Source organism: Bacillus sp. Je.9.29.b, assembly GCF_051129925.1.
Classification (GTDB): Bacteria; Bacillota; Bacilli; order Bacillales; family Bacillaceae; genus Bacillus; species Bacillus safensis.
The window spans coordinates 24,493-46,382 of record NZ_JBCPSO010000003.1; the positions used below are offsets into that span (position 1 = coordinate 24,493).

24 protein-coding genes are annotated in these 21,890 nt (G+C 42.3%); 16 read left to right on the forward strand and 8 right to left on the reverse strand.

Features of this window, described 5'->3' with window-relative positions:
* Positions 1-9: 9 nt before the first annotated feature.
* From AAZR19_RS06345 to wrbA, 10 genes are all read left to right on the forward strand, one after another.
* Entirely contained in the window at positions 10-216 is a 207-nt protein-coding gene (locus AAZR19_RS06345) for a DUF951 domain-containing protein (RefSeq protein WP_008347561.1), read from the forward strand.
* A 216-nt stretch (positions 217-432) separates the two neighbouring features.
* Complete coding sequence (gene ychF / locus AAZR19_RS06350; protein ID WP_024424059.1) at positions 433-1,533, forward strand: redox-regulated ATPase YchF; 1,101 nt, start codon at positions 433-435, stop codon at positions 1,531-1,533.
* A gap of 108 nt (positions 1,534-1,641) precedes the next feature.
* Complete coding sequence (rpsF, locus tag AAZR19_RS06355; protein WP_024424058.1) at positions 1,642-1,929, forward strand: 30S ribosomal protein S6; 288 nt, start codon at positions 1,642-1,644, stop codon at positions 1,927-1,929.
* 36 nt (positions 1,930-1,965) lie between these two features.
* The gene (gene ssbA / locus AAZR19_RS06360) at positions 1,966-2,508 is read left to right on the forward strand and encodes a single-stranded DNA-binding protein SsbA (protein WP_007497456.1); all 543 of its coding nucleotides are present in this window, start codon (positions 1,966-1,968) and stop codon (positions 2,506-2,508) included.
* 40 nt (positions 2,509-2,548) lie between these two features.
* Positions 2,549-2,788 (forward strand): 30S ribosomal protein S18, encoded by a 240-nt coding sequence (gene rpsR, locus AAZR19_RS06365; protein WP_008359105.1) that lies wholly within the window; start codon positions 2,549-2,551, stop codon positions 2,786-2,788.
* 203 nt (positions 2,789-2,991) lie between these two features.
* Positions 2,992-3,957 carry an ABC transporter ATP-binding protein gene (locus AAZR19_RS06370; protein WP_434702617.1) on the forward strand — a complete coding sequence of 322 codons (966 nt, stop codon included), beginning with the start codon at positions 2,992-2,994 and terminating at the stop codon, positions 3,955-3,957.
* Positions 3,950-5,467 carry an osmoprotectant update ABC transporter permease/substrate-binding subunit OpuFB gene (gene opuFB / locus AAZR19_RS06375; RefSeq protein WP_395894209.1) on the forward strand — a complete coding sequence of 506 codons (1,518 nt, stop codon included), beginning with the start codon at positions 3,950-3,952 and terminating at the stop codon, positions 5,465-5,467. The genes AAZR19_RS06370 and opuFB overlap by 8 nt, the downstream gene beginning before the upstream one ends.
* A 190-nt stretch (positions 5,468-5,657) precedes the next feature.
* A complete protein-coding gene (locus AAZR19_RS06380) occupies positions 5,658-6,629 on the forward strand; it encodes a ring-cleaving dioxygenase (RefSeq protein WP_434702619.1) in 972 nt (323 codons plus the stop codon).
* Positions 6,626-7,234: an alpha/beta hydrolase gene (locus AAZR19_RS06385; RefSeq protein ID WP_434702621.1), complete on the forward strand. Its 609-nt coding sequence runs from the start codon at positions 6,626-6,628 to the stop codon at positions 7,232-7,234. The genes AAZR19_RS06380 and AAZR19_RS06385 overlap by 4 nt, the downstream gene beginning before the upstream one ends.
* A 72-nt stretch (positions 7,235-7,306) precedes the next feature.
* Positions 7,307-7,921, forward strand: coding sequence for an NAD(P)H:quinone oxidoreductase (gene wrbA / locus AAZR19_RS06390; RefSeq protein WP_034283654.1), 615 nt, complete (start codon positions 7,307-7,309; stop codon positions 7,919-7,921).
* A 49-nt stretch (positions 7,922-7,970) separates the two neighbouring features.
* Here wrbA and katX read toward each other — a convergent pair whose 3' ends face one another.
* Entirely contained in the window at positions 7,971-9,581 is a 1,611-nt protein-coding gene (gene katX, locus AAZR19_RS06395) for a catalase KatX (protein WP_373271715.1), read from the reverse strand.
* Positions 9,582-9,665: 84 nt separating this feature from the next.
* On the opposite strand from katX, the gene AAZR19_RS06400 reads away from it, so the two are divergent.
* From AAZR19_RS06400 to AAZR19_RS06410, 3 genes are all read left to right on the forward strand, one after another.
* Positions 9,666-10,325: a hypothetical protein gene (locus tag AAZR19_RS06400; protein ID WP_087976605.1), complete on the forward strand. Its 660-nt coding sequence runs from the start codon at positions 9,666-9,668 to the stop codon at positions 10,323-10,325.
* Between the two features lie 149 nt (positions 10,326-10,474).
* Positions 10,475-10,969 (forward strand): RNA polymerase sigma factor, encoded by a 495-nt coding sequence (locus AAZR19_RS06405; protein ID WP_197202609.1) that lies wholly within the window; start codon positions 10,475-10,477, stop codon positions 10,967-10,969.
* Positions 10,970-11,824 (forward strand): DUF3298 domain-containing protein, encoded by an 855-nt coding sequence (locus tag AAZR19_RS06410; protein WP_434702624.1) that lies wholly within the window; start codon positions 10,970-10,972, stop codon positions 11,822-11,824.
* Between the two features lie 55 nt (positions 11,825-11,879).
* Here the strand turns inward: AAZR19_RS06410 and AAZR19_RS06415 are convergent, their stop codons facing one another.
* Positions 11,880-12,806, reverse strand: coding sequence for a manganese-dependent inorganic pyrophosphatase (locus AAZR19_RS06415; RefSeq protein ID WP_434702626.1), 927 nt, complete (start codon positions 12,804-12,806; stop codon positions 11,880-11,882).
* Positions 12,807-13,109: 303 nt separating this feature from the next.
* Between AAZR19_RS06415 and AAZR19_RS06420 the strand changes: the two genes are divergently transcribed.
* Genes AAZR19_RS06420 through rplI form a run of 3 tightly spaced genes read left to right on the forward strand, consistent with a single transcriptional unit; the run spans position 13,110 to position 16,504 of the window.
* On the forward strand, positions 13,110-14,048 hold the full coding sequence (locus AAZR19_RS06420) for a YybS family protein (RefSeq protein ID WP_434702628.1): 939 nt from the start codon (positions 13,110-13,112) through the stop codon (positions 14,046-14,048).
* A gap of 30 nt (positions 14,049-14,078) precedes the next feature.
* Entirely contained in the window at positions 14,079-16,058 is a 1,980-nt protein-coding gene (locus tag AAZR19_RS06425; protein WP_024427639.1) for a DHH family phosphoesterase, read from the forward strand.
* Complete coding sequence (rplI, locus tag AAZR19_RS06430) at positions 16,055-16,504, forward strand: 50S ribosomal protein L9 (RefSeq protein ID WP_008359128.1); 450 nt, start codon at positions 16,055-16,057, stop codon at positions 16,502-16,504. Before AAZR19_RS06425 ends, rplI begins: the two co-directional genes overlap by 4 nt.
* A gap of 40 nt (positions 16,505-16,544) precedes the next feature.
* Here the strand turns inward: rplI and AAZR19_RS06435 are convergent, their stop codons facing one another.
* The 6 genes from AAZR19_RS06435 to AAZR19_RS06460 form a co-directional block, all read right to left on the reverse strand.
* Positions 16,545-17,759, reverse strand: a complete 1,215-nt coding sequence (locus tag AAZR19_RS06435; RefSeq protein ID WP_263639890.1) for a CynX/NimT family MFS transporter — start codon at positions 17,757-17,759, stop codon at positions 16,545-16,547.
* 22 nt (positions 17,760-17,781) lie between these two features.
* The gene (locus tag AAZR19_RS06440) at positions 17,782-17,928 is read right to left on the reverse strand and encodes a YycC family protein (RefSeq protein WP_064498621.1); all 147 of its coding nucleotides are present in this window, start codon (positions 17,926-17,928) and stop codon (positions 17,782-17,784) included.
* Positions 17,929-18,000: 72 nt separating this feature from the next.
* Positions 18,001-18,735, reverse strand: coding sequence for an alpha/beta hydrolase (locus AAZR19_RS06445; protein WP_434702631.1), 735 nt, complete (start codon positions 18,733-18,735; stop codon positions 18,001-18,003).
* Between the two features lie 94 nt (positions 18,736-18,829).
* Positions 18,830-19,795, reverse strand: a complete 966-nt coding sequence (locus AAZR19_RS06450) for an iron-hydroxamate ABC transporter substrate-binding protein (protein WP_056766754.1) — start codon at positions 19,793-19,795, stop codon at positions 18,830-18,832.
* Positions 19,796-19,893: 98 nt separating this feature from the next.
* Positions 19,894-21,519: a helix-turn-helix domain-containing protein gene (locus tag AAZR19_RS06455; RefSeq protein WP_434702633.1), complete on the reverse strand. Its 1,626-nt coding sequence runs from the start codon at positions 21,517-21,519 to the stop codon at positions 19,894-19,896.
* Positions 21,520-21,642: 123 nt separating this feature from the next.
* Positions 21,643-21,870 (reverse strand): MbtH family protein, encoded by a 228-nt coding sequence (locus AAZR19_RS06460; RefSeq protein ID WP_025093680.1) that lies wholly within the window; start codon positions 21,868-21,870, stop codon positions 21,643-21,645.
* Between the last annotated feature and the right edge of the window lie 20 nt (positions 21,871-21,890).

The window sequence follows — 21,890 nt, forward strand, 5'->3', positions numbered from 1 at the left end:
TGAAGGCTGATGGCAGACAAAGCGTTTGGGTTACATGATGTTGTAGAAATGAAAAAGCCCCATCCATGTGGTGCCAATCGGTGGAAGGTCATTCGTTTGGGCATGGATATCCGTATTAAATGTGAAGGCTGCGGACACAGCGTGATGATCCCAAGAAGAGATTTTGAACGAAAAATGAAGAAAATTCTCGTCAAGCATGAGGAGCCAACTGCTTAAGTAGGCCTCATGCTTTTTTTATTAAATTTGTCTTTTCTACAGCAAAACCAGGTGCATCTTCTCGTTTTGAAGCATTGATTTATTCTTTTTGACGATGTTTCTTCTATTGAAAATGCATGATGGTTAGCTTGTCTTTTCATGTAAACCTACTTATAATTGCTCTAGGTTCATATTACGCAGTATAACGAGCACGTTTGATATAGAGGAGATGAAAGAATGGCTTTAACAGCTGGTATTGTTGGCTTACCTAACGTCGGGAAGTCAACGCTATTTAATGCAATTACACAGGCTGGAGCGGAGTCTGCTAACTATCCGTTTTGTACCATTGATCCAAACGTCGGAATTGTAGAAGTTCCTGACGAGCGTTTACAAAAGCTAACAGAATTGGTGCAGCCGAAAAAGACAGTTCCCACTGCTTTCGAATTCACTGATATTGCGGGTATTGTCAAGGGTGCATCTAAAGGTGAAGGTTTAGGGAATAAATTCCTTTCTCATATTCGACAAGTAGATGCGATTTGTCACGTGGTCAGAGCTTTTGCAGATGATAACATTACACACGTAGCTGGTAAGGTTGATCCTGTGGCAGATATTGAAACGATTAATCTCGAATTGATTTTGGCTGATTTAGAAACAGTTGAAAAGCGTTTAGCTCGTGTGAGTAAGCTTGCAAAACAAAAGGACAAGGAAGCAGTAGCTGAATTTGAGATTTTGTCGAAGCTAATGAACGCATTTGAAGCTGGGAAATCGGCAAGATCTGTAGAATTTACTGATGAGCAGCAAAAGCTTGTGAAACAGCTTCATTTACTCACATCTAAACCAGTTCTCTATGTAGCAAATGTGAGTGAGGATGAAGTAGCAGATCATGAGGGCAACGAATATGTGCAGCAAATCCGTGAGTTTGCTTCTGGTGAAAACGCTGAAGTGATCGTCGTTTGTGCGAAGATCGAGTCTGAAATTGCAGAGCTTGAAGGAGAAGAGAAGCAAATGTTCCTTGAAGAGCTTGGTATTAATGAGTCAGGGCTTGATCAGCTAATTAGAGCATCTTATTCACTTCTAGGATTAGCTACGTATTTCACAGCAGGTGAGCAAGAGGTACGTGCTTGGACATTTAAAAAAGGAATGAAAGCGCCAGAATGTGCTGGCATCATTCACACAGACTTCGAGCGTGGATTTATTCGTGCTGAAACGGTTGCGTATGAGGATTTACTAGCTGGCGGAAGCATGTCTGCTGCTAAAGAAGCAGGAAAAGTTCGTCTAGAAGGTAAAGAATATGTAGTGAAAGATGGAGACGTCATTCATTTCCGTTTTAATGTATAGGTTCTTGTCATAGGCCAAGTGATTTGTTATAATATACAATTGTGAGTAATATAATTTATTGCTCCTTGCCCGTTTAGGGCCGCTTAGACCAAAAGGAGGTGCAATCAGATGAGAAAGTACGAAGTTATGTACATCATCCGCCCAACAGTTGACGATGAGGCTAAAAAAGCAGTTATCGAGCGTTTCAATAACGTGTTAACTTCTAACGGTGCGGAGATCACTGGAACAAAGGATTGGGGTAAACGTCGTCTTGCATACGAAATCAACGATTTCCGTGACGGTTTCTACCAAATCGTAAACGTTCAATCTGACGCTGCAGCAGTTCAAGAATTTGACCGCTTAGCTAAGATCAGTGACGATATCATTCGCCACATTGTTGTTAAAGAAGAAGTATAAATCATTGAAATATATATTTAAAGGTGGTCTTTCAATATGCTAAACCGTGTTGTATTGGTCGGAAGACTAACAAAAGACCCTGAGCTTCGCTACACGCCTAATGGTGCGGCTGTAGCCACGTTTACTCTAGCTGTGAATCGTACGTTTACGAATCAATCTGGAGAGCGTGAAGCCGATTTCATTAACTGTGTTACTTGGAGAAGACAAGCCGAGAACGTGGCTAATTTCTTGAAAAAAGGAAGTCTTGCCGGTGTAGACGGTCGTTTGCAGACAAGAAACTATGAAAATCAGCAAGGACAGCGTGTCTTCGTGACAGAGGTTCAAGCTGAAAGTGTTCAATTTCTTGAGCCTAAGAGCGGCGGTGCTGGTTCAGGTGGATACAGCGGCGGTGGCAATAGCGGAGGCCAGTATTATGGCGGTAGCCAAAACGATCAGAATCCATTTGGAAATGAACCAAGTCAAAATCCATATGGCAATCAAAACAACCAAAATCGTAATCAGGGAAATAGCTTTAATGATGACCCATTTGCGAACGATGGTAAACCGATTGACATCTCCGATGATGATTTGCCATTCTAATTGATCTGAAAAAATGACTAAAGGAAAGGTGTGAAAACAAATGGCAGGTGGACGCAGAGGCGGTCGTGCGAAACGTCGTAAAGTATGTTTCTTTACTTCTAACGGTATCACGCACATCGATTACAAAGATGTTGATCTTCTTAGAAAGTTTGTTTCTGAGCGTGGTAAAATTTTACCTCGTCGTGTAACAGGAACTAGCGCTAAGTATCAACGTAAATTGACTTTAGCGATCAAAAGATCACGTCAAATGGCATTACTTCCATACGTTACTGGTGAGTAAGTCGTTGACTTAAAAAGCGGAGAGCCCCGGGCTCTTCGCTTTTTTTATTTTCCTCACTGTGAATCTCATCTATTTTTGCTAGAGTTGTTTCTGACAGTCAACCGAGGGGAAGTATGTAAAAGTGACAGTTTATTCTATACAAATATGAGGTTGATCTGTCATATTGGTAGTCTAGAAAATAATTGCAGTCAGGGCGTGGGAAGATGATTGAATTTAAAAAGGTATCGATGCAATTTTCTGATGAGCGCTATGCCGTTCAATCCGTTGATTTGGAGGTTCAGAAAGGTGAGTTTTTTGTATTGATTGGACCTAGTGGCAGCGGGAAAACGACAACATTGAAAATGATCAATCGTCTCATTTCTTCTACAGAAGGTGAGATTTACATAAAGGGTCAAAAAATAAGTGATTATGATATGTATGAGCTGCGCTGGGATATCGGTTATGTTTTGCAGCAAATTGCGCTTTTTCCTCATATGACCATAGAAGAAAATATTGCTGTGGTGCCAGAGCTTAAACAGTGGAGCCGGAATGAGACCAATCAGCGTGTCGATGAACTCATGTTGATGGTCGGGCTTGATCCTGCTATGTATCGACATCGAAAGCCAGCAGAGCTCTCTGGTGGACAGCAGCAGCGTGTCGGTGTGGCACGTGCACTTGCAGCTGATCCTGAGATTGTCCTGATGGATGAACCTTTCAGTGCGTTAGATCCACTAACGAGGGAGAAATTGCAGGATGATCTGCTTGATTTGCAGCGCCGTATACAAAAAACCATTGTTTTTGTGACGCATGATATGCAGGAAGCTATGAAGCTTGGTGATCGGATTTGTGTGATGAATGAAGGAAAAGTAGTGCAGATCGGACGTCCTGAGGAATTGGTTCAACATCCAGCCAATGCCTTTGTACAGGAGTTTGTTTCAGGGGCTGCCCGCCATGTGGGACATCGAGCTTTTGAGCTGGAAACCTTGGCACAACCGATAGCCCACGAAGCTCTTTTACCCTATGAGGCGGTCTCATCAGATGCCGAACTGGATGAAGTCTTGTCTCAATTGGCAAAGCACGAGGAATTGGCTGTTGAAAAGAATGGAGAGCGGATTGGACTAGTGAATCGTCAAGCAGTGATTCAGTTTTTAGCTGATTCTCCTAAAGAGAGGGGCGAGTCACATGAATGATTGGACCCGTGTGTTATGGGAACGCAAAGAACAATTGGGACATGCCTTACTTGAGCATATTCAAATTTCTTTTATTGCTTTATTTTTAGCGATTTTGATTGCTATTCCATTAGGTATCTATTTAACGAGGGTTCCAAAGCTAGCGGAGTGGGTCATCGGGGTGACGGCCGTCTTACAAACGATTCCGTCGCTCGCACTTCTTGGCTTGTTGATTCCTCTCGTGGGGATTGGGCAAGTACCTGCGATTATTGCGCTTGTGGTCTATGCCCTACTCCCTATTTTAAGAAATACATATACAGGCATTCAGGAGGTTGATCCTTCTCTGAGAGAAGCGGCGCTTGCTATGGGGATGAATCATCGCAAACGGTTATTAAAGGTGGAGCTTCCTCTTGCCATGCCAGTCATCATGGCTGGTATTCGAACCGGGATGGTACTCATTGTGGGGACCGCCACTCTGGCAGCACTGATCGGGGCTGGGGGATTAGGAAGCTTAATCTTGCTGGGAATTGATCGAAATGATATGTCGCTCATTGTCATTGGCGCGATACCAGCTGCCTTACTCGCTCTATTATTTGATGTGGTGCTGCGTACCTTTGAGAAAATTTCCTTTAAAAAGACTGTGATCTCTGTGACTGTTTTTGCTCTGATTGCAGGAGCAGTTGTCGCTGCCCCCGTGCTGTTTCAGCAAGAAAAGAAAGAAATCACCATTGGCGGGAAGTTAGGATCAGAGCCTGAGATTTTGATCTCGATGTATAAGCTTTTAATTGAACAGGATACAGATATTCAAGTGAACCTGAAGCCCGGTCTTGGTAAGACGTCCTTTGTTTTCCAGGCTTTACGCTCTGGTGATATCGATATTTATCCTGAGTTTACGGGTACAGCGATTTCTGAATTCCTCAAAGAAACAGCAAAAAGCACAGATAAAAGAAAAGTGTATGAGCAAGCGCGGCGTGGATTGGAATCGTCCTTTCAGCTCCGCCTTCTTGAGCCCATGGCATACAACAATACGTATGCTTTAGCCGTGCCGCAGTCACTGGCTGATCAATATGAAGTGTCCAACATTTCAGATCTAGGGAAGATCAAAAACCGTATAAAAGCTGGATTTACCTTAGAGTTTTCTGATCGTCAGGATGGGTATCGAGGTATTCAAAAAGCTTATCAATTTTCCTTTGACGATGTTGTGACGATGGAGCCGAAGCTTCGGTATCGAGCGATTCAAAAAGGAGATATCAATTTAGTCGATGCGTATTCGACAGACAGTGAATTGAGACAATACAAATTAAAGGTGCTTAATGATGATCAGCATGTTTTCCCGCCATATCAAGGAGCACCGCTGCTCACGCAGGAGACATTAACTGAATTCCCTGAGATTGAGACCTCTCTCAATAAGCTTGCGGGTCAAATCACAGACGATGAGATGAGAGAAATGAATTATGAAGTCAATGTGAAGGGAAAGGATGCATTTCAGGTAGCGAAGGCCTATTTAAAAAAGAAAAAATTGCTGCAATAAACAAGGGAAAGCAGGGCTGTTTATGCAAAACAGCTCTGCCTTTTTAAAAGAAAAACAAAAATCATTGACATTTACTTAAAAACATCATATCCTTAATTCGAGATAAATATATTTTTTTGATCTAATATCTCGAATTCGAGATAATATAAAGATGTCAGTAAAGACATAATGAATAGAGGCTTATTACTTCATGATTAGGAGGTCATTAGAAGTGAAAAAAACAGAAGGAATTCACCATATTACAGCTATTGTCGGTCATCCTCAGGAGAACGTTGATTTTTATGCAGGTGTTTTAGGACTTCGTCTCGTGAAGAAGACCGTGAATTTTGATGATCCGGGCACATACCATTTATATTTTGGAAATGAAGGCGGCTCTCCAGGGACAATTATTACGTTTTTCCCTTGGCCGGGGGCGCAAAAAGGTCAAATTGGTGCAGGGCAAGTGGGCGTGACGACATATGTCATACCGACAGGCTCTTTCTCTTTCTGGAAGGATCGTCTTGAGCAGTTTAATGTCTCTTATGAAATGGTTGAACGTTTTGGTGAAGCTTTTCTCTCATTTGAAGATCCACACGGCTTATTGATTGAGCTGGTAGAGCGTGCGGAAGGAAAGCAAAACGAGTGGACATTTAATGGTGTCACACCAGATGTAGCCATTAAAGGATTTGGCGGAGCTGTTTTATTAACATCACAGCCGGAGCAAACGATGCAGCTGCTAGAGCAAACGATGGGACTTGAACGAGTCGGAGCCGAAGGAGACTATGTGAGATTCCGTTCGTTTGGTGAAATAGGCAATGTGATTGATGTGAACATTACGCCTGTTCCACGAGGACGTATGGGTGTTGGGGTTGTGCACCATATTGCATGGAGAGCAACAGATGATCAGGATCAATTAGATTGGCAAAGACATATTGCACAAAGCGGGTATCAAGTGACACCTGTGCAAGATCGAAATTATTTTAATGCTATTTATTTTAGAGAGCTTGGCGGCATATTATTTGAGATCGCTACTGATCCTCCAGGGTTTGCACACGATGAATCAGTGGAAACAATGGGTGAAGCATTGAAACTGCCACCGCAATATGAGGCGCAGCGCCGTCAGATTGAACAAATTGTACTGCCAATTGAAGTGAGAGAAGTTAAAGGGAAAGGAGATTCATGATGAAGCATCTTTTTCGAAAAGGAAAGAATGAACAAAGACCTGTCCTGTTATTACTGCATGGAACTGGCGGGACGGAAGAAGATTTATTGCCGCTTGCACAGATAGTAGATTCTGATGCATCTGTTCTTAGTGTGAGAGGGAATGTATTAGAAAACGGCATGCCGCGTTTTTTCAGACGTTTGGCAGAGGGTGTATTTGATGAACAGGATTTGATTGAGCGTACTGAGGAACTATATACATTTATCGGCGAAGCAGCTGATGAATATGGATTTGATCGTCACAATGTGGTAGCGATCGGATATTCCAATGGGGCAAACATTGCTGGAAGCTTGTTATTCCATTATGGGGATGCCTTAAAAGGCGCCATCCTGCATCATCCAATGGTGCCAAGACGCGGAGTTTCATTGCCTTCATTAGCGGGGAAACAAGTCTTTATAGCAGCTGGTGAAAATGACCCAATGTGCCGTCCAGAGGAATCACAGGAGCTGGAGCAATTGCTGCAGGGTGCAGGTGCATCGGTTACACTTCATTGGGAAAATCGCGGACATCAGCTAACGAGAGAAGAAGTCGATGCTGCGGCTTTATGGTATCGTCGTCAATTTTAAATAAGGTGGGGAATACAGGTGGGATTTTTACAGAAGCTTTTTGGGCAAAACAAACAAAAGGAGATGGATCAAATGGAAAACGTAAAATTAGCGATTATTTATTATAGTTCAACAGGTACAAACTATCAGATGGCGAAATGGGCTGAAGCGGGAGCAAAAGAAGCTGGCGCAGAGGTCAAAGTATTAAAGGTTGCTGAATTGGCACCAGAAGCAGTTGTAGCCTCAAATCCAGCATGGAAAGCACATTTAGACGAAACAAAGGATGTGCCAGAGGTTCAATTAAGTGATTTAGAGTGGGCAGATGCCATCATCTTTAGCATGCCGACACGTTTCGGTAACCTGCCAGCTCAAATGAAGCAGTTCTTAGATACAACAGGCGGCTTGTGGTTCCAAGGTAAATTGGCAAACAAAGCAGTCAGCGCGATGACTTCAGCTCAAAACGCAAATGGAGGACAGGAGCAGACGGTTCTCAGCCTATATACGACGATGTTCCACTGGGGAGCCATTATTGCCGCTCCTGGATACACAGATGATTCCTTATACGGTGCAGGGGGCAACCCTTATGGCGTAAGTGTCACTGTTGACCAAAATGGAAAAATCCAAGAGGATGCAGAAGCAGCTGTGAAACATCAGGCAAAACGTACAGTCAATGTGGCAGAATGGATCAAAAAAGGTCAAAACGCTTAATAGATGTATACAAAAAGAATGCAGCCTCGCCGCTGCATTCTTTTTTTCATTAATAAGGATCTGATGGTGTGCTGTTGTTGATGGCTTCGTCCACGGCTTCGGCAGCGCCTGTAGAGCCAATAGGTCCGCTTGGCTGCTCTTGTTTAAAGGCTTTTAAGCCGTCAGCGACACGCTTTCCGTAATCAGGGTCTGCTTTTGTAAAGTTTTCAATCATTTGGTCTTGAATGTCCTTTTGACATGTCGCAAGGGTATTGACTAAGTTCTTAATCAGTTCCTCACGCTCCCAATCATTAAAACGGCGATATGTTTCTCCCGCTTGTCCAAAGTTGTTCGGGCGGTCAATGGCTTCTCGTTTGACTTCACCTTCTACAAAAGGCGTATGATCCTTTCCATCCTGTTTGGCTTCTTTTAATCCTCCGAGGATCGATGGCTCATAATTCACATGGGGATTTTGGCCTTTGCCTTGATCGACATGGTATTCCATTTGTCCGTCTCTCTGATTGGTGGCGACATGCTTTTTCGGTGCATTGATCGGCAGCTGTAAATAGTTTGGCCCTACACGATATCGCTGCGTGTCAGAGTAGGAGAAGGTACGGCCTTGTAGCAATTTATCATCTGAGAAGTCCAAACCGTCTACGAGTACACCAGTCCCAAAGGCAACCTGCTCGACTTCTGCGAAATAGTTTTCTGGATTTTTGTTTAATACCATCCGTCCGATTGGTTTCCATGGATAGTCATCCTTGTACCAAAGCTTTGTCGGGTCTAGCGGGTCAAAGTCGAGGTGAGGGTGGGCATCATCTTCCATGATCTGTGCATATACCTCCCATTCAGGATAATCTCCTTGCTCAATGGCTTCATATAAATCCTGTGTGGCATGGTTAAAATTTTCTCCCTGGATCGCTTGCGCCTGTTCTTGGGTCAGGTTGCGAATGCCTTGTTTCGGTTCAAAATGATATTTAACCAGCACCGCTTTTCCTTCATGGTTGACCCATTTGTACGCATGGACACCTGAGCCTTGCATGTGCCGGTATGTAGCTGGGATGCCCCATGGTGAAAAGAGAAATGTCACCATATGCGTCGCTTCAGGTGATTGTGAGACAAAATCAAAAATACGCTCGCCGTCCTGACGATTGGTGACAGGATCAGGCTTAAAGGCATGAACCAAATCAGGGAACTTTAAAGCATCTCGGATAAAGAAAATTTTCAGGTTGTTCCCTACGAGATCCCAATTGCCTTCCTCTGTATAAAATTTAATCGCAAACCCTCTAGGATCGCGTAATGTTTCTGGCGAATGACCGCCGTGGATCACTGAAGAAAAACGAACGAAAACAGGCGTCTTTTTCCCTTTTTCCTGAAACAATTTTGCCCTCGTATAGGTGGAGATGGGTTCGTCCCCGAATGTGCCGTAGGCTTCAAAGTAACCGTGAGCTCCGGCACCGCGTGCATGCACAACACGTTCAGGGATGCGTTCACGATCAAAATGACTGATTTTCTCTAGGAAATCGTAGTTTTCAAGCGTAGTGGGTCCTCTATTCCCAACAGTTCTCATATTTTGATTGTCTGTTACGGGATGACCTTGCCGATTCGTTAACGTTTCTTCTGACTCTGAAGATGGTTTAGGCTGTTGATCTTCTTTCAATTCGAATCCCTCCTTCAATATCTCCCTAACAATATGGTCATGTTGTTCCCTATTTCATACAAGGATTGATATAATGATTGAAAACTTTCACGAGGAGCGAGCCTGATGATTCGATTACACTGCCTTCACGCCCATCCATCCAATCAGTCATATATAGAAGATGCTTTTGGTGATACAGATGTTGATTTGCATCACACGGTCGATTCATCATTTATAGAACGCGCGACACAAGATCCTGCATTTGATCAACACAAGCAGCAAACGTATGCTATCAACAGATTAAAGCAAGAAAGTGAAGCCGATCTCATTCTGCTCACGTGTACACAATACATTGCCGCTTTGGGTGATCAGCAGCACCTCTTTAAACAACCGATTGTTCCGATCGATGAACCGTTATTTGAGCTGATTTGTGAGAAACAAGGGCCTCTTCAACTGGTGTTTTCCAACCCAGATACAGTGGAAGGGACGATGCATCGGCTTGAATCATATGCCACAGAGCGGGGCAAACAGCTTGAAGTAGACATGGTTGTGATGGAGGATGTCTTTCATCTCTGCCTAAACGGTGATATACAAGCCTATGATGAACAAATCAAGGAGCAGCTGAGAACATGTATGATGCAAAAAGGGAGAGACATTTGTGTGATGCAGCTTTCGATGGTTCGTGCGGCAAAGCAGATGGAGCGGGAGACAGGCGTTCCTATCATTCATCCGCTTTCTCCACTAAAACAGTTTGTCCATCAAACACTATCCGCTTGGAAAGAGTGAACCCATCAGGTTCGCTCTTTTTGTATAGGAACGTAAATGCGATGACATGTTAAAAAAATAACCGAGCGCAAACTATTTTCAAAAGGCGCACGTCTATCCAATGTAAGAAATAACAGATGCGCATTTAAGATAAAGGAGCTCTTTGTAAAATGAAGAAACGAAAAATAGATGATCAATTTGCGGATTACGTCATGGAGCATAAACACAGTTTTTATCGGTTGTCCTATAGTTATGTCAAAAACCCAGAAGATGCTATGGATGTTGTTCAGGAGGCCATTCATAAAGCACTCAAATCTGTTCACCGATTAGAGGATGCGAGCAAGATGCATAGCTGGTTTTATAAGATCGTGGTGAACACTGCCCTAGACTTTTTACGAAAGAAGAAGCGGGTGCAGGTGACAGATGATGATACGCTTGAATTCTTATCACAGGGAGAATCAGATGTATACGAGGATCAAGACGTCAGACGGGCTATAGAGGATTTGCCTGAGATGTATCGGGTCATCATTATTTTGAGATTCTTTGAAGATTTAAAATTAGAGGACATCGCCCAGATTCTCGATGAAAATGAAAATACCATTAAAACAAGATTATATAAGGCGCTGCGGCTTTTAAAAGTAGAATTATCACAGGAGGAAATATAAATGGATAAGTATTTGGAACATTTAAAAGATGAATATTTAGAAATTCCTATTCCACCGGAATATGATGCAATGGTTGAACGAACGTTGAAACGAAAAAATAAAAAACCTCATTTTCAGCAATGGACCATCGGACTTGTTGCGGCTGCTGCTCTTTTTGTTACAACGGTTAATGTCAGTCCACAGGCAGCAAGAGCGATTTCAGAGGTGCCTGTCATTGGCGAGCTGGTGAAAGTCGTAACGTTTACAGAATTTAAAAAGAGCGATCAAGGAACGAATATTGATCTTAAAACACCACACGTTTCAGGACTTGGGGACGGAACATTACAAGACAGCCTGAATCAAAAATATTTAGCTGAAAACAAAAAGCTGTATCAAGATTTTGAAAAGGAAACAAAGGGTTATAAAAAGGGTCATTTAAGTGTTGAGAGCGGTTATGAAGTGAGAACGAACAATGATCAAATCCTTTCACTAGGCCGATACAAGGTGACGACTCAGGCTTCTGCGGCAGAGGAAATGACATATGATACGGTTGATAAGAAAAACCATGTCCTTATTACATTACCAAGCCTGTTTAAAGATGATCGTTATATTGATGTGATTAGTGAAAATATTAAAGAACAAATGAAGAAACAGATGAAAGAGGATTCAAACAAAATATACTGGATTGGCAAAGAAGAAACAGATCCATTTAAGAAAATTAAGCCGGATCAAAACTTCTATATCAATTCAAAAGGGAAGCTTGTGATTTCCTTTAATGAATATGATGTGGCGCCTGGCTACATGGGTGTTGTTGAATTCACGATCCCAACAAGCGTGCTAAAGGATGTTCTCGTTAGTGATATGTATATTCATTAAAAAGAATATAGACAAAAAAGACTGCTGAACAATTCAGCAGTCTTGTCGTGTTTTATTAAGAAAGTGCGTCTGTCAGTGCAGGTACGACTTGTTTCTTTCTTGATACAACACCTTTTAGTAAAGCTGTGTTGTTTTCAAGTGTGACGTTAAATGCTTTTTCTACTTTTGCTGCTTCTGCACCGAGTGCAAGAGCAAGGGAGTCATTTTCTAAAATATCTGTGATGACTAGAACAAATAGGTCAAGACCTTTTGCTGAAATGACTTCATTGATTTTCGCTTCAATGTCAGCCTGTCTTGCTGTCACTTCCGCGATATCTACTGTATTGACTTGCGCAATTTCCACTTTGCTTTTGCCTAGTGCGAATTCTTTTGCATCAAGCGTAATTAATTCTTGAACCGTTTTTTGGCTTAGATCAGCGCCTGCTTTCAGCATGTCTAGGCCGTAAACTTCTGGATCTACCCCTGCGATTTTTGCAAGCTCATGCGCAGCATCAATATCTTGCTGTGTGCATGTTGGGGATTTGAATAGTAAGGAATCAGAAATGATCGCAGATAAAAGCAAACCAGCGATTTCTTTTTCAATCGTCACTTGGTTTTCTTTATACATTTTGTTTAAGATCGTTGCTGTACAGCCTACAGGCTCAGCACGATAGTAAAGAGGTTCACTTGTTTCAAAGTTGGCAATACGGTGGTGGTCAATGACCTCAGTAACTTGTACTTGATCAATGTCGCTTACACTTTGCTGGAATTCGTTATGATCGACAAGAATGACTTGCTTTGTTTCATTTGCAGCCGTTTCAATGAAACGAGGTGCTTCTTGTTTAAAGAAATCTAATGCGTATTGTGTTTCTCCATTGATTTCTCCAAGTCTGACGGCTTCTGCCTGAACGCCGATTTTGTTTTTCAGAGCAGCGTAAGCAATAGCAGAACAAATCGTGTCTGTGTCAGGATTTTTGTGTCCGAATACGAGTGTTTTTCCCATGTGAATTCTCCTTCTTACATTTATTGATGATGTTTCTATTCTAACAGCTTTTGACCTTGAATTCAGGGTTTATAGCTAAGAATAATCTAAAAAATTGTAACATGCTGTTTGAAAACTTGCATGTGCCATTCCATATCGGTGTTCCACGTGAAACGCTCTCAGGACAGCCTGCATTTTACTTGAGATTTACCGCTATGGTAAAATAAAGGTTGGGGCAAGACATGATGGAGCTTACATCATACGTATACATAGAAGGACACATTGAGCAAGATATAGACAAAAGGATTGGATAGAGGTGAAGGTGTGAAACAAACAAAAGCGTTAGTAGAGGGCGCAATCATGATGAGTATTTTTGCGGTCATGATGCTGTTTTATTTGTATGTGCCGCTATTATCCATTATTTTCTTTCTAGCTGCTCCGATTCCGATCATCCTCTATACAATCAGACACGGCTTGAAAAAAGGAATTGCTGCTGGCGCTATTGGCATAGTGATCAGCTTTTTAATTGGGTCTATGGCTGGACTCATGAGTGCACCTATCTTAATTGCCGTCGGAATAGGCATGGGTGTTTTCTACAGCAGAAGGCAGCCTGGGAATGCCATCATTACAGGTGCGCTGATTTATTTGTTCAGTATTCTCATCTCTTTTGTTATCAGTGTTCAGCTCTTTCAAATCGATATCATGAATATTGCGAAAGAGTCGATTGAGCAAATGATGCCGATGGTAGAGAGTGTTTTAAAGCAATCCGGGGCTTCTGAAAAGGACATAGCCAAACAGCTCAAACAGTTTAAAGAGATGCAGGATACGGCATTAAGTGCTTTACCTGTAGCGTTATTGATATTGGTCACCCTGATGGCTTTCGTGAATCACTGGTTCGTGCAGCCTCTGATCAAACGGTTTGTCAAAGACATGCCGTCCTTGAAGAAATTTAAGGATATGCGGCTGCCAAAAAGCATGGTATGGTATTATTTACTCACATTGCTTTTGATGCTGATTCAGACGGAAAAAGGCAGCTTTTTATGGCTCGTTCAAACGAGTGCGTTTCAAATTTTATTTATACTGGTGCTTATTCAGGGATTTTCTTTTCTCTTCTATTATTGCCACGAAAAAAACATCTCAAAAGCGGTACCCATTTTCGCTGTTGTGTTAACGGTTTTCTTTCCGCCGATCGGTGTGATTGTGCGAATTATAGGGATTGCTGACATAGGCTTTGATTTAAGAGAAAAAGTAAAAAACAAATAATTCACTCTGAATGTTGAGGAGTTGATATCAGTGCCAAGCTTCTATAGAAAACCTGTCATCAAGTATCCGATCTTCGCGTTAATTGTTCTTGCGGTGGTCACAGTCCTCCTCAACCTTTATTTTAATTGGATCATAGGAGCAGTTGGTCTTTTCGTCCTTGCAGGTGTGCTCTACTTCTTAAAGTGGGCAGATACGCAAGTGCAGAAAGAGATTGATTCATATATTTCAACATTATCCTATCGAGTCAAAAAGGTTGGAGAAGAAGCATTAATGGAGATGCCTATTGGTATTATGCTGTTTAATGACCAGTATTATATCGAATGGACGAATCCGTTTCTCGCTTCATGCTTTCATGAAAGCACACTTGTCGGCAGATCCTTGTACGATACATTCGAGTCCATTGTGCCTCTTATTAAACAAGAGGTCGAGACCGAAAATGTGACGCTGAATGACCGGAAATTCAAAGTCATTATTAAACGGTCAGAGCGCCTTTTATATTTCTTTGATGTCACGGAACAGGTGCAGATTGAACGACAGTACGAAAATGAACGAACGGTGTTATCTTATATCTTTTTAGACAACTACGACGATGTCACGCAGGGACTTGATGATCAAGTGCGCAGCGCGATTAATAGTGAAGTGACGTCTCTGCTCAACAATTGGGCACAAGAATATGGTATTTTCCTGAAGAGAATTTCGTCTGAACGATTTATGGCGGTTCTAAATGAGAGTATTTTAGCTGAGCTTGAAGCGTCGAAATTCTCTATTTTAGACGAGGTCCGTGAGAAAACAGGGGCACATAGTGCGACGCTCACTCTGAGTATCGGGATCGGTGCGTCCGTTCCTTCTTTGAAAGAGCTTGGAGCACTTGCGCAGTCGAGTCTTGACCTTGCCCTCGGACGAGGCGGGGATCAGGTCGCCATTAAACAGCCGAATGGAAAAGTGAAATTCTACGGTGGAAAAACGAATCCAATGGAGAAACGGACACGCGTACGCGCACGGGTCATTTCTCATGCTTTAAAAGAAATTGTATCTGAAAGCGGTAATGTCATGATCATGGGGCATAAGTTCCCAGACATGGACTCAATCGGTGCATCCATTGGGATTTTAAAGGTTGCCCAGGCCAATGGAAAAGAAGGTTATATTGTCATTGATGCCAACCAGATTGGCGACAGTGTTCAACGCTTAATTAGTGAAATTAAGAATTATGAAGAGCTTTGGTCACGTTTTATCACACCAGAGGAAGCAATGGAGCTTGCAAAGGATGACACATTGCTTGTGGTCGTGGATACGCATAAACCTTCTCTCGTCATGGAGGAACGGCTGCTGAATAAGATTGAAAATGTCGTGGTCATTGACCATCATAGACGCGGCGAGGAATTTATCCGTGATCCTTTACTTGTTTATATGGAGCCGTATGCTTCATCTACAGCAGAGCTTGTGACAGAGCTTTTAGAGTATCAGCCGAAGAAATTGCGGATTAACATGATTGAGGCGACTGCGCTTCTGGCTGGGATCATTGTTGATACGAAGAGTTTCTCTCTGAGAACGGGGTCAAGAACGTTCGATGCAGCATCCTATCTTCGTGCAAAGGGAGCAGATCCTGTCCTTGTGCAAAAGTTCTTAAAAGAAACAGTCGATCATTACATCAAACGAGCAAAACTCATTCAGCATACAGAGCTGTATCAAAATCAGGTGGCTATCGCTTCATTGCCATCTGACAGGTCGGAGTATTATGATCAAATTACAATTGCCCAGACGGCTGATTCCCTGTTGTCAATGAGTGAGGTAGAAGCGTCATTTGCTGTCGCTAGACGAGATGACGACACAGTATGCATTAGTGCCAGATCATTAGGGGATATCAACGTTCAAATTATTATGGAAGCATTAGACGGCGGCGGTCATTTGACTAACGCTGCTACCCAGATTTATGGTATAACCATTGAAGAAGCGGTAGGGAAGTTAAAGGCTGCCATAGACGAATATTTCGAAGGAGGGGTTCAAAGATGAAAGTCATCTTTCTAAAAGACGTAAAAGGCAAAGGGAAAAAAGGCGAAGTCAAGAATGTAGCTGACGGATACGCTCACAACTTTCTCATCAAACAAGGGTTAGCTGTTGAAGCAACTCCAACGAACCTAAGCGCATTGGAAGGGCAGAAAAACAAAGAGAAAAAGAATGCCATCCAAGAGCTTGAACAAGCAAAACAATTAAAAGAAACACTTGAGGCGTTAACAGTGGAACTCACTGCAAAATCAGGTGAAGGCGGCCGTTTGTTTGGCTCAATTACAAGCAAACAAATCGCTGATAAATTGCAAAAAGATCATCAAATTAAACTCGATAAGCGCAAAATCGAGCTGAATGACGCCATCCGTGCGTTAGGTTATACAAATGTACCGGTAAAGCTTCATCCAGAGGTACAAGCAACGTTAAAGGTACATGTGACAGAGCAGGCATAAGCAGAAAAGAACCCGTCTCACGAGGAGGCGGGTTCTTTTTTTATGAAGGATCTGAAATATAGACGCTGCGTCCGGCACGCATACCGGATAAAAACATGAAAAATAGGATGATGATAAAGATGATAATCGCTGGTGTCCATGTATGTGTGGAATCAAATAGGATTCCAATCATGAACGGCCCAACAGCAGCTAGTAAATAACCGAGAGACTGCGCCATGCCAGAGAGGGCAGCTGCTTGTTCCATATTGGTTGTTCGTAATCCGATGAATGTGAGGGCAAGACTGATACTGGCCCCTTGTCCAATGCCGATCAAAAGAACAGAGATGACAAGGATAGGCGTCGATCCTCCGAGGAGAAGTCCAATCATGCCAAGTAAATACACAAGGACAAGGCCGGCGACAAGCGGTCTTTGCGTTTTTAATTTTTCTGCAAAAACGGGCGTTAAGAAGGTGGATGGCAGCCCAACAAACTGCATAATGGACAGCATCCAGCCAGCTGTCGACAGGTTCATTCCATGTGATGTTAAGATATCAGGAAACCATGCGATGCTGCTATAGAAAAGGAATGACTGCAACCCCATAAAAAAGGTTACCTGCCATGCAACACGTGAACGCCATATTGGCTGCTCTGTAAGAGAAATATTTTTGACGGCCGCTGTATTCTGATGAAGAAGCTGCGGCGCCCAAACCATCATGGCGAGAAGGGCAAGTCCAGCCCAAACAAGGAATGATGTATTCCAGCCGCCAGGCATCGTATGACTGAGCGGAACACTGACACCTGATGCAAGTGCAGCGAAAACGGACATTGAAGTCGTATATACACTTGTCATCAAACCTGCATGTGCAGGAAATTTATGCTTCACAAGCCCCGGTAAGAGCACATTACAAATCGCAATTCCGACGCCGACTAGCGCGGTTCCAATCATTAAGAAGGTGATGGTGCCAAACGAGCGAATCACAATCCCAAAGAGAAGGACGGCAAGTCCAAGCCAGAGGGTTCGTTCATTGCCCAGTCGTTTTCCGATTTTAGGTGCAATTGGAGAAAGCAATGCGAATGAGAGCAGTGGTAATGTCGTGAGAAAACCCGCCAGTCCATTTGAAAGCTGTAAATCGGAACGAATCGCGCCGATAACAGGGCCAACGGATGTAATGGCAGGCCGAAGATTAAATGCAATGAGCAAAATCCCAGCAATCAGCAGGATGGTTTGTCCTGTACTGCGAGGATGTAATGTTGATTTTTCTAGTTGTTGTTCCATGAATGTAAACTCCTTTATTTCTTTAAGAAGAACGATCTTTCTTCTGTTCAAGCTCCGCTAATTTAGCTAATAAGATATGCTGCGGCATATGCATGATTTGTTCTAACGGTACATTGAGTGATGCAGCTAGCTTTTGTGCGGTATCGGCTGAGATTTGTAAAGGTCTCAAGCGCAAATCCCTCCTCTTTCAATCTATACGTTCCAATATATCATATCGGCTTTGTGCCATGCTGATAAAAAATTAGCGTTCTCCTTTATAAAACCACTTTAGGGCCGATAAGAAATTTTTTTGAAATTGTTTCTGGTGATGGCCCTCCCCTTGTTCGATGTGATATTGCAGCTGCCTTTGTTGCATCCCTTTCTGTAATAAAAGATCATGTAGTTGTTTGTTGAATAAAGGCATGTGCTGTTGAGCAGATGTTTTTCCTTTCCCTTCTTCACTGCCTACAGACAAATAGACAAGGTGATCCACACACTGAATGCTTTGTTGTTTAGCAAACGATAGAAAATCTTGATACCAAAATGACCCGGAGATCGATGCGATGTTTTTAAAAAGATCAGGGTGCATGAATAAAGTATAAATAGCAAACAGCCCGCCTAATGAAGCACCTACGTGGCTATGTTCATGACAGGTTTCTTGAACTGGATATTCTCTTTTGATATATGGGAGCAAGTCATTCGCTAAAAATGACACATACGTCTGTGCCTCGCCTTTAAAGTCAGGGAACCCAGATCGCAGTGATGACGCCTTCCATGGTGTATATTCGTCAAGTCGATTGAAGGGGTGTATGCCGACGATGATGATTGGCGAGATAGTTTTGGTTTCGATCATTCTTTCGATCTCTAGCAGGTGTGTTCTAAACAAAGAAGAGCCATCTTGTACAAAGACAGCTGGAACATCAATAGAGGTGTCCTGCGGAAGGTAAATATCAAGTTGACGCCCATTAAACTCGTCATATAGAAATGTTCCGTTCATGTGTATCCTCTCCTAAAGGTTTTCAACTACGTTGAAAAGAAGACAAAGGGCTAAACATTTTAGCCCTTTGTCAAAAATCTGATCACGCATCTTTTTAGTTGTTTTGATCTAACCATTTGACGGCCTTGTCAAGGAAGGTTGTTTTGCTTAGTGCTGTTCCTCCTTGAAGCATAGGATCAACGACATTTTCATTGATGTGCCCATTTTTCACAGCTTTTAGGCTTGTCCAAATTTTATTTTTCTCTAAGTCTTTCAATGCATTTGGATTCGATGAGTTTTCCTCTTTAGAGAACTGAACAAAAATATAGTCAGGATTGAGTTCGCCTAGGCGCTCCAATGAAATCAATGCTTGTGCTTTGGCTTTTTTGATATCACTTGGTACTGTAAATCCTAAATCCCCATATAAGGTAGAGTTGAAATATACGTCTTCTGGATATACGTACAGGTCGCCCTGTCTAATGCGCAAAATGACAGCTGTTTTGTTGCTGCTTTTGTCTTTCAGGGTTTCTTTCGCTTGTTTGAGATCTTTCTGATAATCAGAAATGATGTTTTTCGCTTCTTTACTTTTTCCAGTCAGTTCACCGAGTAATAATAGATTGCTTTCCCAGTCAGAAGAGACATGGGATACTGGGATTGTTGTTTGGACTTTATCCAATTTTTTAATTGTTGCAGGCGGGAACTTGGTTGATCCGAGTATCACATCTGGCTTTAGTTTTAAGATTTTCTCTAGGTTCGGTTCTGTTTTTTCACCGATGCCTTCTGTTTTCGCTGTAATGTCTTTAAATAATTCAGGGAATGTGCCGCCTACAGTAGAAGCACCAATAGGCTCGATACCAAGTAATTTTGCATCTTCCATTGATTCAAGGCTTCCAGCAATGACAATTCGTTTCACTGGTGTTTTGAGTTTGTACGTTTGATCTAAGTAGTTGATATTTGTTTCTGCTGTTTCAGCTGACTTGCTTTTGGCTGTGTTTGAAGCAGGTTTATTTTCTGCAGCACCACAGGCTGCTGCGGTGATCGTCATGATACAAAGGATAAGCAATGCGAACCATTTTTTCATTTGTTTTCTCCTTTAACTGATAATTGTTCTCAATTAAAGATTGTATTAGGCTTTCGTCCTTTTATCCATAGACAAATCTCTGTCAAAGGATGGACTTTTTACGGAAAAAAAGATAAAAGGTCCTGAATGACTCGTTGATGACTGGCTGCTGTGTATTCACGCCAAGGGTCAGAAGTGAGCGGATAGACGGCTTGCTGCGTCACAGCTTTGAGATTTTGCCAAGCCTCCTGCTGCTTTAACTTTTGATAAAAGGCAATGGTTTTTGGCTCCTTATGCAGGAAGAGGAAGATGGCGTCTGGATCTAGCTGTTGTATAGAGCGAATGCTGATTTTTTTTTCTATTAGCTGACCATCATTCTGAAAAGCTGGCAGAAGGCCAATGTCTTGAAAAATCACTTCGGACATGGTGCGATTTACAGACAAGTAGAGCTGATCTTGAAAGATACGAAGAGGCAGGACGGTTTTTGGTGGATGATCCAAAAGGCATGCCTTTTTCGCTTGAATGACGAGTTCCTCGTAATGAATCAGCCATTCTTCTGCTTCCTTCGCTTCGTTTAGGAACATAGCTGTTTGTCTGAATTGAGTGCGCCAATCCAATTGTGTGAATGGAACAAAGTGAACAGGACAGATGGTTTTTAACACTTGTTTTTCTTCCTCTGTCACATGATCATTGGCAATGATCAGCTCAGGTTTTGTTTCCTTTAATAGCTGTAAATTGGCTTCAGCGTGCTCGTTGATCCGATGTGCACTCAGGTGAATCGGAATTTCTTCTGCATGATGCTCAAAATCATGTGCTGTCCATTTAGGGTGAAGGGGAGCAGCATATGGGATGATATGAATGGGTGTGAGCTGGCCGAGTATGGAATGGCCATAGGCTGCAATTTTCCGCTGACGGCTTTTCATATAAGTAGAAGGGGTCATGCCCGTTTTTTTCTTAAAGATGCGGCTGAAGTAATACGGATCTTGATAGCCGATTTCAAGTGCAATGTCTTTGAGCTTTGCGTTGCCTTTTGCCATTAATTGTTTGGCTCTAGCCATCCTTTTCTTGGTGATATAATCAGTGACACTCACATCAAAATGCTTTTTAAATAGCTCGCTGTAATGATTGGCGCTGATGCCAGCCATATGAGATAGACTTGTCAGGCTGAGGGGTTCTTCGGAATGTTGATCGATATATTGTTTTGTTTTGAAAAGGGCATGTGCCGTGTCACAAATATCTTCTTTATGCAGTGTGAAAAGCTGCATAATAAGCTGCTGGAAAAGAGTTTGGCTTCTAAAAAAGCTAATGGATTCAGGTTTTTGCCATTCCTCTGTCATATCGGACAATAAAGAATGAATATGTTCAATCGAGCTAATATCAATAAATTGCCATTTATTCAGTAAAGAACGGGCATTTGCCGTTGATACTTCTCCTATGTTTTGATCTTGCAGCGTGTAGAGCTGAAAGCGAAACAGATAGAGCTCGTGTTTTTGATAAGGCTCTGTTTTCAACATAAATGTTTCCCCAGGCATGATCGTATAGAGTGTCAGATGTTTCAATCGCCATTTTTGATCGTTCAATGTGAGTAAACCGCTGCCGCTTATGCTGAAGAGGAGGCAGAATGTATCTGATAGCTGCTGCTCCGTATGTGGAAGCTCTGCATTATTTATTTTTTCAGTATATGTTAATCGGTAGATGAATTGTTCGGCATTTGCCAATGTACGTAATTGATTGTTGTTTCCCATAAAACCACCTGATCTCTTATTGATTGATAAACATTCTCAATTAAATTGTAGCAGAAAGAGCTGAAAGATGGTGATGTTTATTCTGTCAAAAAAGCACCCTGATGGAGATCAGGGTGCGGTGATTTATTCCGTTTTTCCATGAGCTAGCGCAGGTTCTTTTGTTAAGCTTAATGGCCGCAAGTCCTGCCAGTGTGTCTGGATATAATCGATGCAGGCATTTCTAGTGTCTTCACCAAAAACCTTTTCCCATCCATCTGGCACTGGTGCAAATGATGGCCAAAGTGAATGCTGTCCTTGTTCATTGACAAGCACAAGAAATACACCGTCTTCACGATCAAAGGGATTTGTCATTTGTCATCTCTCCTTTATTC

Coding starts and splice junctions, on each gene's coding strand:
- AAZR19_RS06385 (WP_434702621.1), top strand. CDS start 6,626: ATGATGAAGCATCTTTTTCGAAAAGGAAAGAATGAACAAAGACCTGTC.
- ssbA (WP_007497456.1), top strand. CDS start 1,966: ATGCTAAACCGTGTTGTATTGGTCGGAAGACTAACAAAAGACCCTGAG.
- AAZR19_RS06410 (WP_434702624.1), top strand. CDS start 10,970: ATGGATAAGTATTTGGAACATTTAAAAGATGAATATTTAGAAATTCCT.
- AAZR19_RS06455 (WP_434702633.1), bottom strand. CDS start 21,519: ATGGGAAACAACAATCAATTACGTACATTGGCAAATGCCGAACAATTC.
- rpsR (WP_008359105.1), top strand. CDS start 2,549: ATGGCAGGTGGACGCAGAGGCGGTCGTGCGAAACGTCGTAAAGTATGT.
- ychF (WP_024424059.1), top strand. CDS start 433: ATGGCTTTAACAGCTGGTATTGTTGGCTTACCTAACGTCGGGAAGTCA.
- AAZR19_RS06370 (WP_434702617.1), top strand. CDS start 2,992: ATGATTGAATTTAAAAAGGTATCGATGCAATTTTCTGATGAGCGCTAT.
- AAZR19_RS06345 (WP_008347561.1), top strand. CDS start 10: ATGGCAGACAAAGCGTTTGGGTTACATGATGTTGTAGAAATGAAAAAG.
- AAZR19_RS06445 (WP_434702631.1), bottom strand. CDS start 18,735: ATGAACGGAACATTTCTATATGACGAGTTTAATGGGCGTCAACTTGAT.
- opuFB (WP_395894209.1), top strand. CDS start 3,950: ATGAATGATTGGACCCGTGTGTTATGGGAACGCAAAGAACAATTGGGA.
- AAZR19_RS06415 (WP_434702626.1), bottom strand. CDS start 12,806: ATGGGAAAAACACTCGTATTCGGACACAAAAATCCTGACACAGACACG.
- rpsF (WP_024424058.1), top strand. CDS start 1,642: ATGAGAAAGTACGAAGTTATGTACATCATCCGCCCAACAGTTGACGAT.
- AAZR19_RS06405 (WP_197202609.1), top strand. CDS start 10,475: ATGAAGAAACGAAAAATAGATGATCAATTTGCGGATTACGTCATGGAG.
- AAZR19_RS06400 (WP_087976605.1), top strand. CDS start 9,666: ATGATTCGATTACACTGCCTTCACGCCCATCCATCCAATCAGTCATAT.
- rplI (WP_008359128.1), top strand. CDS start 16,055: ATGAAAGTCATCTTTCTAAAAGACGTAAAAGGCAAAGGGAAAAAAGGC.
- AAZR19_RS06380 (WP_434702619.1), top strand. CDS start 5,658: ATGATTAGGAGGTCATTAGAAGTGAAAAAAACAGAAGGAATTCACCAT.
- AAZR19_RS06460 (WP_025093680.1), bottom strand. CDS start 21,870: ATGACAAATCCCTTTGATCGTGAAGACGGTGTATTTCTTGTGCTTGTC.
- wrbA (WP_034283654.1), top strand. CDS start 7,307: ATGGAAAACGTAAAATTAGCGATTATTTATTATAGTTCAACAGGTACA.
- AAZR19_RS06435 (WP_263639890.1), bottom strand. CDS start 17,759: ATGGAACAACAACTAGAAAAATCAACATTACATCCTCGCAGTACAGGA.
- AAZR19_RS06450 (WP_056766754.1), bottom strand. CDS start 19,795: ATGAAAAAATGGTTCGCATTGCTTATCCTTTGTATCATGACGATCACC.